General features: G+C 71.4%; 16 protein-coding genes, 1 tRNA gene and 1 riboswitch. Of the genes, 6 read left to right on the top strand and 11 right to left on the bottom strand.

Annotation, left to right across the window (positions count from 1 at the left end; genetic code table 11):
- Positions 1-7: 7 nt before the first annotated feature.
- Complete coding sequence (locus tag ACZ6Y1_RS24285; RefSeq protein ID WP_469633440.1) at positions 8-1018, top strand: type IV toxin-antitoxin system AbiEi family antitoxin; 1011 nt, start codon at positions 8-10, stop codon at positions 1016-1018.
- On the opposite strand, the gene ACZ6Y1_RS24280 is transcribed toward ACZ6Y1_RS24285, so the two are convergent.
- From ACZ6Y1_RS24280 to ACZ6Y1_RS24260, 5 genes are all read right to left on the bottom strand, one after another.
- Positions 988-2586 carry a DUF445 domain-containing protein gene (locus tag ACZ6Y1_RS24280; RefSeq protein WP_469633437.1) on the bottom strand — a complete coding sequence of 533 codons (1599 nt, stop codon included), beginning with the start codon at positions 2584-2586 and terminating at the stop codon, positions 988-990. The genes ACZ6Y1_RS24285 and ACZ6Y1_RS24280 overlap by 31 nt on opposite strands.
- A 909-nt stretch (positions 2587-3495) precedes the next feature.
- Positions 3496-4203, bottom strand: coding sequence for a DUF1707 SHOCT-like domain-containing protein (locus ACZ6Y1_RS24275; protein WP_469633434.1), 708 nt, complete (start codon positions 4201-4203; stop codon positions 3496-3498).
- Positions 4204-4308: 105 nt separating this feature from the next.
- Positions 4309-5286 carry an ABC transporter ATP-binding protein gene (locus ACZ6Y1_RS24270; RefSeq protein WP_469633430.1) on the bottom strand — a complete coding sequence of 326 codons (978 nt, stop codon included), beginning with the start codon at positions 5284-5286 and terminating at the stop codon, positions 4309-4311.
- A 2-nt stretch (positions 5287-5288) separates the two neighbouring features.
- Positions 5289-6059 (bottom strand): ABC transporter permease, encoded by a 771-nt coding sequence (locus tag ACZ6Y1_RS24265; protein ID WP_469633583.1) that lies wholly within the window; start codon positions 6057-6059, stop codon positions 5289-5291.
- 169 nt (positions 6060-6228) lie between these two features.
- Complete coding sequence (locus tag ACZ6Y1_RS24260; RefSeq protein WP_469633427.1) at positions 6229-7044, bottom strand: ABC transporter permease; 816 nt, start codon at positions 7042-7044, stop codon at positions 6229-6231.
- A 175-nt stretch (positions 7045-7219) separates the two neighbouring features.
- On the opposite strand from ACZ6Y1_RS24260, the gene ACZ6Y1_RS24255 reads away from it, so the two are divergent.
- Entirely contained in the window at positions 7220-9655 is a 2436-nt protein-coding gene (locus tag ACZ6Y1_RS24255) for a transglycosylase domain-containing protein (RefSeq protein ID WP_469633579.1), read from the top strand.
- Between the two features lie 15 nt (positions 9656-9670).
- Here the strand turns inward: ACZ6Y1_RS24255 and ACZ6Y1_RS24250 are convergent, their stop codons facing one another.
- The 3 genes from ACZ6Y1_RS24250 to ACZ6Y1_RS24240 all read right to left on the bottom strand — a co-directional run bounded on the left by ACZ6Y1_RS24250 (position 9671) and on the right by ACZ6Y1_RS24240 (position 10860).
- Entirely contained in the window at positions 9671-9991 is a 321-nt protein-coding gene (locus ACZ6Y1_RS24250; protein WP_249766201.1) for a DMT family transporter, read from the bottom strand.
- Between the two features lie 40 nt (positions 9992-10031).
- Positions 10032-10099: riboswitch (guanidine-III (ykkC-III) riboswitch) on the bottom strand.
- A 55-nt stretch (positions 10100-10154) separates the two neighbouring features.
- Positions 10155-10496, bottom strand: a complete 342-nt coding sequence (locus ACZ6Y1_RS24245) for a GroES family chaperonin (protein WP_376655616.1) — start codon at positions 10494-10496, stop codon at positions 10155-10157.
- A 43-nt stretch (positions 10497-10539) separates the two neighbouring features.
- On the bottom strand, positions 10540-10860 hold the full coding sequence (locus ACZ6Y1_RS24240) for a DUF3618 domain-containing protein (RefSeq protein WP_469633423.1): 321 nt from the start codon (positions 10858-10860) through the stop codon (positions 10540-10542).
- Positions 10861-10983: 123 nt separating this feature from the next.
- On the opposite strand from ACZ6Y1_RS24240, the gene bcp reads away from it, so the two are divergent.
- The 4 genes from bcp to ACZ6Y1_RS24220 all read left to right on the top strand — a co-directional run bounded on the left by bcp (position 10984) and on the right by ACZ6Y1_RS24220 (position 13168).
- Entirely contained in the window at positions 10984-11451 is a 468-nt protein-coding gene (gene bcp, locus ACZ6Y1_RS24235; protein WP_469633421.1) for a thioredoxin-dependent thiol peroxidase, read from the top strand.
- A 141-nt stretch (positions 11452-11592) separates the two neighbouring features.
- Positions 11593-12216, top strand: coding sequence for an HNH endonuclease signature motif containing protein (locus ACZ6Y1_RS24230; RefSeq protein WP_469633418.1), 624 nt, complete (start codon positions 11593-11595; stop codon positions 12214-12216).
- Positions 12213-13082, top strand: a complete 870-nt coding sequence (locus tag ACZ6Y1_RS24225) for an HNH endonuclease signature motif containing protein (protein WP_469633415.1) — start codon at positions 12213-12215, stop codon at positions 13080-13082. Before ACZ6Y1_RS24230 ends, ACZ6Y1_RS24225 begins: the two co-directional genes overlap by 4 nt.
- Before the next feature lie 11 nt (positions 13083-13093).
- A tRNA-Leu gene (locus ACZ6Y1_RS24220) sits at positions 13094-13168 on the top strand.
- 51 nt (positions 13169-13219) lie between these two features.
- Here the strand turns inward: ACZ6Y1_RS24220 and rdgB are convergent.
- From rdgB to rph, 3 genes are all read right to left on the bottom strand, one after another.
- On the bottom strand, positions 13220-13834 hold the full coding sequence (gene rdgB, locus ACZ6Y1_RS24215) for an RdgB/HAM1 family non-canonical purine NTP pyrophosphatase (protein ID WP_469633412.1): 615 nt from the start codon (positions 13832-13834) through the stop codon (positions 13220-13222).
- Positions 13835-13841: 7 nt separating this feature from the next.
- On the bottom strand, positions 13842-14231 hold the full coding sequence (locus ACZ6Y1_RS24210; protein ID WP_469633409.1) for a hypothetical protein: 390 nt from the start codon (positions 14229-14231) through the stop codon (positions 13842-13844).
- A gap of 161 nt (positions 14232-14392) precedes the next feature.
- Positions 14393-15124 (bottom strand): ribonuclease PH, encoded by a 732-nt coding sequence (gene rph, locus ACZ6Y1_RS24205; RefSeq protein WP_469633406.1) that lies wholly within the window; start codon positions 15122-15124, stop codon positions 14393-14395.
- Positions 15125-15212: the final 88 nt, after the last annotated feature.

The raw sequence follows: 15212 nt of genomic DNA, 5'->3' as shown, positions 1-15212 counted from the left end.
CCGGCCCATGATCAATCGCATCGCGCAGCGCCAGCTGAACATGGCCACCTACCAGCAGCTCAGGCGGGCCGGGATCCCGTCCGGGACGATCACCGGACGCAGCCGCCCCGGAGGGCCTTGGCAACGGCTCCTGCCAAGGGTCTACCTGCTGCAGACCGGCCCCCCGGACGGCAGGCAGCACGCGCTGGCCGCCGTCCTGTACTCCGCCCACCCGACGGCCGATCCCCTCACCGGAGCCACCGCCGCGCTCACCGGCGGCGCCGCGCTCGCGCTCCTGGGGATCCGCGACGCCCCGCCGGATCCGCTGGACGTCCTCGTCCGCTCCCCGCGCTCGGTGGTCGCCGCCGGCCGGGTGCGGATCGGCTCCACCACCCGCTGGCCCGCGACCATCACCGTCTCCGGCGTGCCCTGCACCCGCCCGGTCCGGGCCGCGGCGGACTTCGCGGCCCGGGCGGACGACGCCGGTCTCGTGCGCTCCGTACTGGCCAACGTCGTCCAGGGCGGCTGGTGCCACCCGCACGACCTGCACGCCGAACTCCGTGCGGCCCGTCTCCACCGGCGCCCCGCAGTCCTGGCCGCCGCCTCCGAACTGGTCGCCGGGGTGCGCTCCATCGCCGAGGGCCGGGCCCGCGACACCCTGACCGCGACGGACCTGCCCGCCCCGCTCTGGAACGCCCGCCTCTACGGCCCGGACGGCGCCTTCCTCGCCAGCCCGGACGCGTACTGGCCGGACGAGGGCGTGGCGCTGGAGATCGACTCCGCCGAGTACCACTACACCCGCGACGCCTGGCAGGCGACCCTGCGGCGGCGCCTGCGGCTGGAGGCACACGGCGTACTGGTCGCCAGCACCACCCCCGCGATCTTCCGGGACGCCCCTGAGGAGGTGATCGCCGCGCTGCGGGCACTTCTCCAACTGGGTACGGAGCGCTCCGCGCCGGCGTCCGTCACGGCCCGCGGACACGCCCAACTGGAGCTGCCGCTCCCGGATCACGCCCCCAGGGCGCGGGAGGCCGTGTAGATCAGGAGGCCTGCCAGGGCGCCGACCACCGTGCCGTTGATGCGGATGAACTGAAGGTCGCGGCCGATGTGGGCCTCGATCTTGCGGGAGGTGTGCTCGGCGTCCCAGGCGGCGACCGTGTCCGTGATCAGCGAGGTGATCTCGGTCCGGTACGTGGTGACCACGTAGACGACCGCGCCCTCGATCCAGCCCTCCACCTTCGACTGGAGGCGGCCGTCGGTGGCCAGGCGGGTGCCGAGGGAGATGAGGGAGGAGCGGACGCGCAGGCGCAGTTCGCTGCGCTCGTCCTCCGCCGCCGAGATGATCATCGTACGGATGGCGGTCCAGGCGGAGGTGATCACGTCCTGGACCTCGTCGCGGGCGAGCAGCTCGGACTTCAGGCGCTCGACGCGCACACGGGTCTCGGTGTCCGACTGGAGGTCGGCCGCGAAGTCCGTCAGGAAGCGGTCCACCGCACCGCGCGCCGGGTGCTGCGGCATGTCCCGCATCTCGGTGACGAAGCGGAGCAGCTCCTTGTACACGCGCTCGCCGACCTTGCGGTCCACGAAACGCGGGGTCCAGCCGGGGGCTCCGCCCTGGACGGCGTCCGTGATCGAGCCCTCGTGCGTGACGAGCCAGTCGTGGGCCTTGGCGCAGATCAGATCGACGGCGCGGCGGTGGCCGCCCTGCGCGACGATCTTCTCCAGGGTCTTGCCGATGCCCGGGGCGATCTCCGCGGTCTCGGCGCGGCGGGTGACGGCCTCGCCGACGATCGCCTGCACGTCGGAGTCGCGCAGTACGGTCAGCGCCCCGCGCAGGGCGGTGGCGAGCTCCGCGGTGACGCGGTCCGCGTGGGCGGGCTCGGCCAGCCAGGCGCCGAGGCGGCCGCCGATACCGAGGGCGTGGAGGCGGGCCCTGACCACGTCGGAGGAGAGGAAGTTCTCGCCGACGAACTCCCCGAGGGAGACGCCGAGCTGGTCCTTCTTGGTCGGGATGATCGCGGTGTGCGGGATGGGCAGGCCGAGGGGGTGCCGGAAGAGGGCGGTGACGGCGAACCAGTCCGCGAGCGCGCCGACCATGCCGGCCTCGGCGGCGGCCGCGACGTAGCCGGCCCAGGCGCCGGCGCCCCAGGCGTGCGTGGCGATCTTGGCCAGTACGTAGACCAGCGCGACCAGCAACAGGAGGCCGGTCGCGGTGGCCTTCATCCGGCGGACACCGCGGCGGCGCTCCTCGTCGGCGGCGCTGAAGACGAAACCGGGCGGGGTGGTTGCTGGGGCGGTGCCGATTCCTTGGCCGGTGCCGGTTCCCTGGCGGGGGCCGGTCCCTGGGTCGGTGCCGGTTCCCTGGCGGGGGCCGGTCCCTGGGCCGGTGCCGTTCCCCAGGCCGGTGCCGTTCCCCGGGCGGGGGCCGTCCCCCGGGGCGGTGCCGTTCCCCCGGCCGGTGCCGTTCCCCGGGCGGGGGCCGTCCCCCGGGGCGGTGCCGTTCCCCCAGCCGGTGCCGTTCCCCCGGCCGGTGCCGTTCCCCGGGCCGGGGCCGTTTCCCCAGTCGGGGCCGTTGTTCTCGCCTCCGGCTGTGGTGCGGTTCGTCACGTGCTCCTGCCTTCCCCCGGGGGCGCCGGTTTTGTCTGCATAGCATCCGACTCCTGGGAGGCCCGGGGAGTTCCCGCCACGCCCTTTCGCTCCCGCGAGGGGACACGTTCCCCTCAAAGATCCGGGGCTCTGCCCCGGGCCCCGCTCCTCAATCGCCGGAGGGGCTTGGTTTTCCTGGGCCGGGGGCTTCGATCGTGCGGGTCGGTCCGCGGCGGCCCTCCGGGGCGACTCCTCGTCGTCGCGCCTGCGGCCGCAGCAAGACCGCTGAACGAGGTTGCGCGCTCCTCCTGCGGGGACGCCCCTGCGCGCCCCCGCTCCCCCCACACCTGCCACCACCCCTGGGGCGAAGCCTCCACCCCCTGGGGCGAGGGTGGAGGGGTCACCTGGCACCAGCCGCCCTGGGGCGGGTGTAGGGGTTCACCCGTCAGCACCCACCCCTGGGGCCCGGGGGGAGGGGTCACCGCCCCCTGGGCCGGGGTGGAGTGGTCGGGGTGGGGACCCGCAGGAGGGTCCCCGCAGGAGGAGCGCGCAACCACCCTCCCCATCGCACTGCGGCCGCAGGCGCGACGACGAGGAGTCACTCCGGAGGGGCACCGCCCCGACCACTCCACCCCGGCCCAGCCACACCCCAGCCCCGCCGGCGATTGAGGCGCGGGGTCCGGGGCGGAGCCCCGGCAACGGCACCGTCCCGACCGCTCCACCCCGGCCCAGCCACACCCCAGCCCCGCCGGCGATTGAGGCGCGGGGTCCGGGCCGGAGCCCCGGCAACGGCACCGCCCCGACCACTCCACCCCGGCCCAGCCACACCCCAGCCCCGCCGGCGATTGAGGCGCGGGGGCGCGGGGGCGGAGCCCCCGAAACGGCGCCGCACCGGCCACTCCACCCCCGGCCCAGGAACACCCGGCGGGGCTACAGCTCCTTGCGGAGCGACGGGCCCTCGCCATCCAGGCGCTTCGGCGCCTTCGGCGGCTTCGGTGTCTTCGGGGGTTTGACCCTGACGTCCACCCCGCCCCAGAACGCGAAGCCCGTCACGATCACTCGCGGCGCGTCGAGGTCGGCCCGTTCGCCGCCGAGCCGCTGGTCGAAGCCGCCCATGATGCCGATGCCCCGCACGTCCACGGCCACGCCCGGCGGCACGATGATCTGGATGCCGCCCATGATCGCCACGCAGTTGATCACGACCTCGCGCTGCGCGAAGTCCGCCTCCCGCAGGTCCAGCTCCCCGCCGCCCCAGAACGCCACCGCGTCGAAGCGCGCCGGGACCGTCCACCGGCCCTTGCGCTGGAAGCCCGACATGATCGCCACGGCCGTCGAGGAGGTCCCCGCGCCCCCGATGCGGGACGGCCACGCCGTACCGGAGCCCGGTCCCGGGCCCGGGACCGCGACCGGGCCCGCGACCGGCGCCGCCGCGCCCACCGCCGGCAAGTCCCGTGTCAGCGGCTCCAGTTCCGCGTACGTACGCGACTTGTACGCAGCCTCCAGCCGCTCCTCGAACTCCTCCATGTCGAGCCGGCCCTCGGCCAGGCCGTCCCGCAGTCGCTCCACCACCCGCTCACGGTCGGCATCGGACGCCCTCAGCTCCGGCAACGGCCTCCCCGGCCGCTCGTCCTCACTCATGCGGACCAGACTATGCAGGGATCGGCGCCAGCAGTACGGGGTGGACCCGGAGTTGTACCCGGAGGCCGACCCCGGATTTCCCCCTACGTCCCGCCCCGGGGGGCCTCACCCCCGCCCCGCGTACATCCGCGCGATCACGTCCTCGATGTCCGGCTCCCGCACCGACAGGTCCACCAACGGGTACTCCGCCGCCACCGCCGCCACCAGCGGCGCCGCCGACGCCCCCGCCGGGAACGCCAGCCACTGCCGCGGGCCCTCCACCTTCACCACCCGCGCGCCCGCCACCTCGATCGGCGCGAACTCCCGCTCCAGGTCGACCACGAGCGTCCGTTCGGCCTCCGCCACCGAACCCGCGGCGTGCAGCCCGCCCAGCGGGCCGTCGTACATCAGCCGCCCGTGGTCGATCACCATCACCCGCTCGCACAGCTGCTCGATGTCCTGGAGGTCGTGCGTGGTCAGCAGCACCGTCGTGCCCAGCTCCTCGTTCAACTGCCGCAGGAACCCCCGCACCTTCGCCTTGCTCACCACGTCCAGGCCGATCGTCGGCTCGTCCAGGTACAGCACGTCCGGATCGTGCAGCAGCGCCGCCGCGATGTCCCCGCGCATCCGCTGCCCCAGCGACAGCTGCCGCACCGGTACCTCCAGCAGATCCGCCAGGTCCAGCCGCTCCACGCAGCGCTCCAGGTTCGCCCGGAACCGCGCCTCCGGGATCCGGTACATCCGCCGCATCAGCCCGTACGAGTCCCTCAGCGGCAGGTCCCACCACAGTGTGGTCCGCTGCCCGAACACCACTCCGATCCGGTGCGCCAGCCGCATCCGCTCCCGCGCCGGATCGATGCCCGCGACACGCAGCCGGCCGCCGCTCGGGGTCAGGATCCCGGTCAGCATCTTGATCGTCGTCGACTTCCCGGCACCGTTCGGCCCGATGTAACCGACCACCTCACCGCGGGCCACCTCGAAGCTGATCCCGTCCACAGCCCTGACCTGGCGTTTCTCCCGGCGCAGCGGGCCCACCCGGCGCCTCACCTCGAAGACCTTCTCGACCCCGTCCAATGAGATCAGCACGTCTCGCGCATCCCGCACAGCTAGCTCCCCGTACTCCGGTACGAACGGACACCCGCGCGCCACGCCAGCGACGCGGGCAGGAACACCACGAAGGCCACCAGCGGGCTCAGGTACGCGACCCACCCCGGCAGCCCCAGCGGGTCGGGCCGCCCCAGCACGTACAGCGCGGGCAGCCAGTTGACGAAGGCCAGCGGCACGATGAAGGTCACCGCGCGCAGCAGGTCCTTCGCGAACACCGTCGGCGGGTACTGCAGCATCGTGTTCCCGCCGTACGTGAAGGAGTTCTGCACCTCCGCCGCGTCCCCCGCCAGGAACTGGAACGCCGCCCCCGCCACCATCACCGCACCGAAGATCCCCGCCCCCGACACGATCATCACCGGCACCAGCAGCACCTTGCCCGCGGTCCAGTCCAGCTCCGCCGACAACTGCCACAGCGCCCAGCCCAGCACCCCCAGCCCCTGCGCCACCCGCCCCAGCCTGCGCAGCGCGAACCGGTCCGCCGCCACCTGCGCGAGCACCGGAACCGGACGCACCAGCATCGTGTCCAGCGACCCGTCCCGGATCCGGACCCCGATGCGGTCCGTATTGCCGATCAGCAGGTCCGCCAGGCCCAGGGAGGCCGAGGCCGTCCCGTACAGCAGGGCGGTCTCGGGCAGCGTGAAACCGCCCAGCACGTCCACGTGGGAGAACATGATGGAGATCGCGACGAAATCGAGGAGGGTGATCGCCGCGTTCCCGAAGACTGACAGGAGGAAGGACGTCCGGTACGTCATCGTCGACCGGATCCACATCCGCACGATCAGCCCGTAGCCCCGCACCCCCTCCACCGCCCGGCCGCGCCGCCGAGGCTCCCCGGGCGTGGAACCCGCCGCGGCCCGCCCGCCGTCCGGATCCGACCCCGACCCCGATCCCGATCCCGGCCCCGGCCCCGGCTCCGGCTCCCGCTCCACCAGCGCCGTCTCAGCCACCCTGCACCACCACCTTGCGCGTCGCCGCCGACTGCAACACCCTCCCCACGCCCAGCAGTACGACCGCCCAGCCGGCCTGGAACCCCAGCGCCCGCACCACGCTCCCCGCCCCCGCGTGCCGGCCCATCAGCACGTCGATCGGGACCTGCAGGATCGCCGACCACGGCAGCACCCGCACGAACTCGCCGAAGCCGCCCGGGAAGACGGTCAGCGGCAACAGCATCCCCGAGAAGAAAATCGTGACCACGGTCGCCACGAGGTTGATCCCCGACCCGTCCATCAGCCAGAACGCCATCAGCCCCAGCAGATAGCGCACCGCGAAACTCACCACCAGCCCGAGCCCGACCGACACCAGGAACAACGCCCAGCGCACCGGATCACCGGGCAGCGCCAGCGTGAAGACCAGCGAACCCGCCACCACCGGCAGCACCCCGCGCCCCACCAACTGGAAGCCCGCCCGGCCCAAGTCCGAGGCCAGCCACCACATCTGGAGGTCGGCGGGCCGGTACAGGTCCACCGCGATGTCACCCGTACGGACGCGCTCCTGGATCTCCTCCTGGAAACCGCCGCCGAGCAACGCCGCGGCGGCCAGCAGCGCCTGGCTCACCCACACGAAGGTCAGGGCCTGCGCCTGGTCGTACCCCCCGAGGCCGGGACGCTCGTCCCACAGCGCGATGTACGTGTACGCGACGATGAAACCGAAGACGGTGTTGGTGAACACCCCGGCCGCGGTCGCCGTCCCGTACGTCGCGTAGCGCCGGAACCCGCCCGCGGCCACCGCCAGGTAGAGGCCCACTCGCTGACGCACCGTATCCCTCCCATGCCCAGGTCGTTCCTACGTCGGCCAAAGCGCGCGAGCTTAGTGCGGAGGGGCGATCCACGCGACCGATTTACGCCCGTCCGGAGCGGAATCACCGGCCATCGGGTAGACACAACGAGGTACAGAAGTGGATATTTCGAACGGCGTCGAGGAGTCCCTGGAGATGAGCGACCAGTCACCACCCCCGGGCTGGACCCCTCGCGACCCGGACTCCCCCGACGGACAACAGCAGCCGCCGCAGCCACCGCGGCCGACACGAGCGCAGCCCGGCGGCGGGCCCGGCGGCAGACCCGGCGGGAAGCCCCGCCGCCAACGCACCGGCCGGCGTCGCCTCCTCCCCACCTGGCGCATGCTCCTGGGCGCCGTACTCCTCCTCGCCCTCCTGCTCGGCGGCGCCCTCGTCGCCGGCTACCTCCTGGTGGACATCCCGCCCGCCAACTCCGCCGCCACCGCCCAGTCCAACGTGTACCTCTACTCCGACGGCTCCCAGCTAGCCCGCGACGGCGAGGTCAACCGCGTCAACGTCCCGCTCTCGCAGATCCCCCGCACCGTCCAGGAAGCCGTACTCGCCGCCGAGGACCGGGACTTCTACTCCGAGCGGGCGGTCGACCCCAAGGCGATGCTCCGCGCCGCCTGGAACACGGCCACCGGCAAGGGCACCCAGTCCGGCTCCACCATCACCCAGCAGTACGTCAAGAACTACTACCTGGGCCAGGAACAGACCATCAAACGCAAGGTCAAGGAGTTCTTCATCGCGATCAAACTCGGTCGCGAGAAGTCGAAGGACTACATCCTCGAGGGCTACCTCAACACCAGCTACTTCGGCCGCAACGCCTACGGCATCCAGGCCGCCGCCCAGGCCTACTACGGCAAGGACGTCGGCAGGCTCACCACCGCCGAGGGCGCCTACCTCGCCACCCTCCTCAACTCCCCCAGCGCCTTCGACGTCGTCTCCCACCCCCAGAGCCGCGACCGCGCACTCGCCCGCTGGAACTACGTACTCGACGGCATGGTCAAGAAGGACTGGATGCCGGCCGCCGAACGCGCGGCCACCAGGTTCCCCGAACCGGGCAAGGTCCGCCCCGCCGCCGGACTGTCCGGTCAGCGCGGCTACCTCGTCGAAGCCATCAAGGACTACATCACCGACAACAAGATCCTCGACGAGAAGACCCTCGCCGAAGGCGGCTACCGGATCACCACCACCATCGACAGGCGCCGCCAGAACGCCTTCGTGGACGCCGTCAACACCCAGGTCATCAGCAAGCTCGAACCGGAAACCCGCAAGGCCGACCGCTACGTGCGCGCCGGAGGCGTCTCCATCGACCCCTCCAACGGCAAGGTCGTCGCCATGTACGGCGGCATCGACTACACCAAGCAGTTCGTGAACAACGCGACCCGCCACGACTACCAGGTCGCCTCCACCTTCAAGCCGTTCGTCTTCGCGGCCGCCGTCGAGAACGACTCCCGCACCCAGGACGGCCGCCGCATCACCCCGTACACGATCTACAACGGCGACAACAAGCGCCGCGTCGTCGGCAGCCGGGTCCCCTACGCCCCCGAGAACGAGGGCCAGGTCTCCTACGGGAACATCACCGTCAACACCGCCACCGACCTCTCCGTCAACGCCGTCTTCGCCCAGATGGTCGTCGACGTCGGCACGGTGAAGGTAAAGAAGACCGCCGTCGACCTCGGCATCCCCGAGGACACCCCGAACTTCGTCCTCGGTCCGGCCATGGCGCTGGGCACCATGCAGGCCAGCGTCCTCGACATGACCCAGGCGTACGCCACCCTCGCCGACCACGGCCACCGCACCCCGTACACCTTCCTGGAGAAGATCACCAAGGAGGACGACACCATCGGCCTCCCCGAGCGCCCCCGCACCCAGGCCGTCAGCCGCGAGTCCGCCGACACCACCACTTCCATGCTGGTCAGCGTCGTCGACAACGGCACCGGCACCGCGGCCCTCGCCGCCGGCCACCCGGCGGCCGGCAAGACCGGCACCGCCGAACTGGACCGCTCGGCCTGGTTCGCCGCCTACACCCCGAACCTGGTCACGGTCGTCGCGATGATGGGCCAGGATCCCGACACCGGAACCCTCGAATCCCTCTACGGCGCCCTCGGCGAAGCCCGCATCGGCGGAGGCGGCTATCCGGCCCGCATCTGGGCCGCCTACACGAAGACCGCCCTGGAGGGCACCGAACCCGAGGACTTCGACCTCGAACTCCAGCCGGGCGCGGTCCCGCCCCCGCCCTCGCCCAGCTTCGAGCCGACCGCACCGGAGGAGGAGACCCCGGAGGAACCCTTCCCGAGCCGCCCTGGCCGCCCGAACCGGCCCAAGCCCCCGAACGCGACCAACGGCCAGAACCAGGGCGGGCAGAACAACGGCGGCCAGAACCAGGGCGGCCAGAACAACGGAGGCCAGGACAACGGGGGCCAGAACAACGGGGGCCAGACGCAGGGCGGGCAGAACAACGGAGGCACCACCACCGGCACCCAGGGCGGCACCACCCAGGGCACCGACGCCGGCGCCGACGCGGGAACAGGCGCGGGAGCGGGGGCAGCGGCCCGCCGCCCCCCGCCGTCCGCGTTCCTGGAGTGACCCTGTCCCTGCCGCCTAGTGACCGGAGGTGGCCTTCAGCCCCACCACGGCCACCAGCAGCAGGCTGATGAAGAAGATCCGGGCGGCGGTGACGGGCTCACCCAGCACCGCCATACCGAGCACGGCCGCACCGGCGGCGCCGATGCCGACCCACACCCCGTACGCGGTACCGATGGGGAGGGTCTTCGCGGCGTACGACAGCAGCACCATGCTGGCGACGATCCCGGCACCCGTGAACACACTGGGCCACAGCCGGGTGAAACCCTCGGTGAACTTCATGCCGATCGACCAGCCGACCTCGAGCAGGCCTGCGACGAGAAGAAGAACCCATGCCATGACGGCACCTCCGGGACGACGAGAAATCGAGCGGTACGGGGGTGCGTCGTCTTGTCCTTGACCCGGTACGGCGCGTCTCGTCGGGGTTCTCCTCCACCGTAGCAAAGCAGCACGAAAGGGGCCGGTGATCTCGATCACCGGCCCCTTCCGCCTACGTTTCCGCCTACAGGTACAACCCGGTGGAGTCCGTGGACCCCTCCAGCCGCTCCGCGGCCACCGCGTGCAGGTCCCGCTCGCGCATCAGCACGTACGTGGCCCCCCGCACCTCGACCTCGGCCCGGTCCTCGGGGTCGTACAGCACCCGGTCGCCCGGCTCGACGGACCGTACGTTCTGCCCGACCGCGACCACCTCGGCCCAGGCCAGCCGCTTGCCGACCGCGGCCGTCGCCGGAATCAGGATCCCGCCGCCCGAGCGGCGCTCGCCCTCAGGCAGGTCGGACTTCACGAGCACGCGGTCGTGGAGCATGCGGATGGGCAGCTTGTCGTGGGTGGTGTTCTCGCTCACGCCTCGAACTTACCTGCCCGCGCCCGCCCTGTACTCCGGAGGGTCATCCCCGCCTACGGCGCGCCGACACCACGATCAGCCCGACCAGGCCCACGGCGACCAGCGCGACGGGCACGATCCGGTCCAGGCGCGGGGCGCCGTTCTCGTCGCGCATCCCCGCCTGCACGTCGCTGACGCACCGGTTCACGGCGGCGAAGGCACGCCCGGCCGTGTGGTCGACGGTCGAGGCGACCCTGGCCTTCGCGTCCCCGATGATCGTGCTCGGGTGCATGCGCACGCCGATCTCGTCGAGCGTCTCGGCGAGCTGCTCGCGGCGGCGGACGATGTCCGCCTCGATCTGTGCGGGGGTCCTGGCTTCCGGCACCGCGCTGCCTCCGTCGTCGTTTCGTTCGTCGTGTCCCGCATGGGGCGTAGTGCCCCATGGACTCATCGTCAGCTTAGTCTCGTTGCACAACGATGCTGGTGCCCTCCCGAGGAGACTCTTGACATGAGCGAGCGACTGCAGCCGGGCGACACCGCCCCGGCCTTCACCCTGCCCGACGCGGACGGCAACGAGGTCTCGCTCGCCGACCACAAGGGCCGCAAGGTGATCGTGTACTTCTACCCGGCGGCCCTCACCCCGGGCTGCACGAAGCAGGCCTGCGACTTCACGGACAACCTGGACGTGCTGGCCACGGCCGGCTACGACGTCATCGGCGTGTCCCCGGACAAGCCGGAGAAGCTGGCGAAGTTCCGGGAGCAGGAAAACCTGAAGGTCACGCTGGTCGGCGACCCGGAGAAGGCCGTACTGGAGGCCTACGGCGCGTTCGGCGAGAAGAAGCTGTACGGCAAGACGGTGACGGGCGTCATCCGCTCGACGGTGGTCGTGGACGAGGAGGGCAAGGTGGAACACGCCTTCTACAACGTCAAGGCCACGGGCCACGTAGCCAAGATCATCAAGGACCTGGGCATCTGACCCCGCCCTCCCGCCGAAGCGGCCCGCACCATGATCCGGTGCGGGCCGCCGCGTTTATCGGACGATGCCACCCGTAACCGTCCGACTATCGGTCCGTTACTCCGTACGAGGGCCGCACGCGCGGCCGACAGGGGGGAAGTGATGGCAGTCCGATACACCCGTGAGCTGCTGGAAGCCGCAGCGCGCGAGACGAATAGCTGGGACGACGCCGTCCGGTGGTGCGGCGGCACGCCGACCAGCGGCAGCAGGCGTTATCTGCGGGCGAAGATGCGAGAGGCAGGAATCGACTGTTCGCACTTCCCCGCGAAGTGGGCACGCCACTCGGAGGAGCGGCTCCGGGAGCTGGTGGCCGAGTCGACGTCCCTCTCGGAGGTGATCGGCCGCCTCGGCATCAGCAATGTCGGCGGCAACCAGACGCACATCGCGCGACGGATCGCGGCTCTCGGGATCGACACCTCACACTTCGTCGTGGGCCGAAGGCGCCCCAAGGGCGCTTTGGGGCCGGTCCTCTCGGTCAGAGACCCGAAGGACGGGAGGGTTCCGGGTCTGCGCCTACGACGAGAGCTGCTGAAGGCCGGCGTTCTCGAGGAGTGCGCCGAGTGCGGCGTGGGCCCGGTATGGAACGACAGGCCGCTCAAGCACGAGGTCGATCACATCAACGGCGAGTGGTGGGACAACCGGCGCGAAAACCTCCGCCTCCTGTGCCCCAATTGCCATGCGGCCACTGACACGTACCGCGGCCGCAAGGCGAGGCGGGCCGCATGAGCGAAGTCAGGTACACGCAGGACCTGCTGAGCCGGACCGCGCCGCAGGCCACCAGCCTGGTGGACCTCATGAGGCTTCTCGGCACCCCGCTCCTGGCCGGCCCTCGCCGGTACCTGCGGAACAGGCTGGCCCACTATGGCATCGACACGTCCCACTTCGTCGACGAGCCGCTGCCCGAGCGGGTCCGCCAGCGCTACACGGAGGAGCGACTCCGGGACGCCGCCGCCCATTCCGACAGCATCGAGGGCATGCTCGCCTACATGGGCGTCGAGCCGTACAACAGCGCCCGCGTCCATATCGCCAAGCTCCTCAACCGGTTCGGGATAGACACCTCGCACTTTCCCCGTCGGGACGACCCTTCGCGACGCCGTCTCTTCGATCTGACGGTGATCGGGCCTGCGGTTGCCGACTCGCAGAGTATGGCGGGGGTCATGCGCGCTCTCGGTCGCCACCCGCTTGACGGTGCCGGCCGGGCGAGAGCCAGGCGGAGCATCGAGGAATACGGGCTGTCGACAGAGCACTTCACCGGCCAGGGGCACTGCATCGGCCGCTCTTCCCCCTTGCGGATGCCGCCGTCGTACATCCTGAGGCGGCTGGAGACCGGCTCCGCGCGCACCAAAACGACGATGCTGCGGCGAGCCCTCGACGACCTCGGGGTGCCGCACGTCTGCGCGGAGTGCGGGACCGGGGACGAGTGGCGCGGACGGCGGCTCGTCCTGGAGATCGACCATGTGAACGGTGATCGGCTGGACAATCGCCAGGAGAACCTCCGCTATCTGTGTCCTTCCTGCCACAGCCAGACTCCGACCTTCGCCAAGCGATCAAGGACGGCCATCCCATCGCAACGATCTCCCTCCGACCAGTAAGCTGAGCGGGCGGGTCCGTACCCCAGCTGGCCAGAGGGCGCCGGTTTAGGTCCGGTGTGTCGTGGGTTCGAGTCCCACCGGGCCCACAGCAACGGCCGGTCATCGTACGAGGTGACCGGCCGTAGGCATACCCGGCGTCAGCGCAGCAGTGCGCGGACGAACGGGACCAGGGCTCGGAACGCCTGCCCCCGGTGGGAGATCGCGTTCTTCTCCTCCGCCGTCATCTCCGCGCACGTCCGCGTCTCCCCCAGCGGCTGGAGGATCGGGTCGTAGCCGAAGCCGCCCGTGCCCGACGGGGTGTGGCGCAGGGTGCCCGGGAGGCGGCCTTCGACCACGCGTTCCGTGCCGTCCGGGAGGGCGAGGGCCGCCGCGCAGGCGAAGTGGGCGCCGCGGTGTTCGTCGGCGATGTCGCCGAGCTGGGCCAGGAGGAGGTCGAGGTTGGCCTTGTCGTCGCCGTGGCGGCCCGCCCAGCGGGCGGAGAAGATGCCCGGGGCGCCGTTCAGGACGTCCACGCAGAGGCCCGAGTCGTCGGCGACCGCCGGCAGGCCAGTGGCCCGGGCCAGGGCGTGGGCCTTGAGGAGGGCGTTCTCGGCGAACGTGACGCCTGTTTCCTTGACGTCCGGGATCTCCGGGTACGCGTCCGCGCCGACCAGCTCGTGCGGCAGGCCGGCGTCGGACAGGATGGCGTGGAGTTCTGCGACCTTGCCCGCGTTGCGGGTGGCCAGGATGAGGCGGGGCGGCGTCGAGGTCATGGCCCCATTATCCGGGGGTGCAGACCTTCGAGAGTTCGGAGGCCGCGTCGGCGACCGGCGTGATGTCCGGGGTCGCGTTGCCCTGTTCGATGGCGGTGCGGACGTTCTTGACGGCCGTGTTCATCGAGTTGATGGCCTTGCTGAGGTCGGCGTTGTCCGTCTGGTCGCCGATCTTCTTGAGGTTCGCCTCGATCTGGTTGAGCGCGTTCTGGGCGTCCTGCGGGCTGTTGCCGGCGTTGGAGACGGCCTGCTGGAGGTCGTTCGCGCCGTCCGTGATGGCGACCGCCGTGTTCGCGCAGTCCATCGCCGTGGAGATCGCGTCACAGGAGGTGAGGGCGGGGATGGTGAGGGCGGCTGCCAGCGTGACTGCGGCTATGCGGAGCTTGCCGGGCTTCATGTTTACGGTCCCCCCAGGGGTGTGGATACGTGGACGGGCGCGCGGCTTCGACACCGTGCGCCCGTACCCTGCCAGACGCCGGACCGGACGCCTACAGTTCCAGCCCTGCGGTTCCAGCCCGGCAGCTCCAGCCCTGCGGTTCCAGCCCGGCGGTTCCAGCCCTACCGTTCCAGCTGCAGCGCGCTCAGCTGGATGGCCTGGAGGTCCGCGCAGCCGCCGGCGGCCAGGTCCAGGAGGGCGTTGAGTTCCTTGCGGTCGAAGGGCTCGCCCTCGGCCGTGCCCTGGACCTCGACGAAGCGGCCGTCGCCGGTGCAGACCACGTTCATGTCGGTCTCGGCGCGTACGTCCTCCTCGTAGCAGAGGTCGAGGAGGGGGACGCCGTCGACGATGCCGACGCTGACGGCGGCGACGGTGTCGGTGAGCGGCTTGCGGCCGGCCTTGATGAGCTTCTTCTTCTGGCCCCAGGCGATGGCGTCGGCGAGGGCGACGTAGGCGCCGGTGATGGCGGCGGTGCGGGTGCCGCCGTCGGCCTGGAGTACGTCGCAGTCCAGGACGATGGTGTTCTCGCCGAGGGCCTTGTAGTCGATCACGGCGCGCAGCGAGCGGCCGATGAGGCGGGAGATCTCGTGGGTGCGGCCGCCGATCTTGCCGCGGACGGATTCGCGGTCGCCGCGGGTGTTGGTGGAGCGGGGCAGCATCGAGTACTCGGAGGTGACCCAGCCTTCGCCGCTGCCCTTGCGCCAGCGCGGGACGCCTTCGGTGAAGGAGGCGGTGCAGAAGACCTTGGTGTCTCCGAAGGAGATGAGGACGGAGCCCTCGGCGTGCTTGCTCCATCCGCGTTCGAGGGTGACCGGGCGGAGCTGTTCGGGCGTGCGGCCGTCGATGCGAGACATGGCGTCGAGCCTAGTCCCTGCGGGGGAACGGCGAAGACCCCGTTCGGGTGCGCGCGGCATCCGTACGGGGTCCTCGGGGGTGCTTCAG

Source organism: Streptomyces sp. NPDC053432, assembly GCF_055585365.1.
This window is presented reverse-complemented; position numbering and strand designations above follow the sequence as displayed.

Coding starts and splice junctions, on each gene's coding strand:
- ACZ6Y1_RS24285 (WP_469633440.1), top strand. CDS start 8: ATGATCAATCGCATCGCGCAGCGCCAGCTGAACATGGCCACCTACCAG.
- ACZ6Y1_RS24255 (WP_469633579.1), top strand. CDS start 7,220: ATGAGCGACCAGTCACCACCCCCGGGCTGGACCCCTCGCGACCCGGAC.
- rph (WP_469633406.1), bottom strand. CDS start 15,124: ATGTCTCGCATCGACGGCCGCACGCCCGAACAGCTCCGCCCGGTCACC.
- ACZ6Y1_RS24210 (WP_469633409.1), bottom strand. CDS start 14,231: ATGAAGCCCGGCAAGCTCCGCATAGCCGCAGTCACGCTGGCAGCCGCC.
- ACZ6Y1_RS24225 (WP_469633415.1), top strand. CDS start 12,213: ATGAGCGAAGTCAGGTACACGCAGGACCTGCTGAGCCGGACCGCGCCG.
- ACZ6Y1_RS24230 (WP_469633418.1), top strand. CDS start 11,593: ATGGCAGTCCGATACACCCGTGAGCTGCTGGAAGCCGCAGCGCGCGAG.
- rdgB (WP_469633412.1), bottom strand. CDS start 13,834: ATGACCTCGACGCCGCCCCGCCTCATCCTGGCCACCCGCAACGCGGGC.
- ACZ6Y1_RS24250 (WP_249766201.1), bottom strand. CDS start 9,991: ATGGCATGGGTTCTTCTTCTCGTCGCAGGCCTGCTCGAGGTCGGCTGG.
- ACZ6Y1_RS24275 (WP_469633434.1), bottom strand. CDS start 4,203: ATGAGTGAGGACGAGCGGCCGGGGAGGCCGTTGCCGGAGCTGAGGGCG.
- ACZ6Y1_RS24265 (WP_469633583.1), bottom strand. CDS start 6,059: ATGTGGATCCGGTCGACGATGACGTACCGGACGTCCTTCCTCCTGTCA.
- bcp (WP_469633421.1), top strand. CDS start 10,984: ATGAGCGAGCGACTGCAGCCGGGCGACACCGCCCCGGCCTTCACCCTG.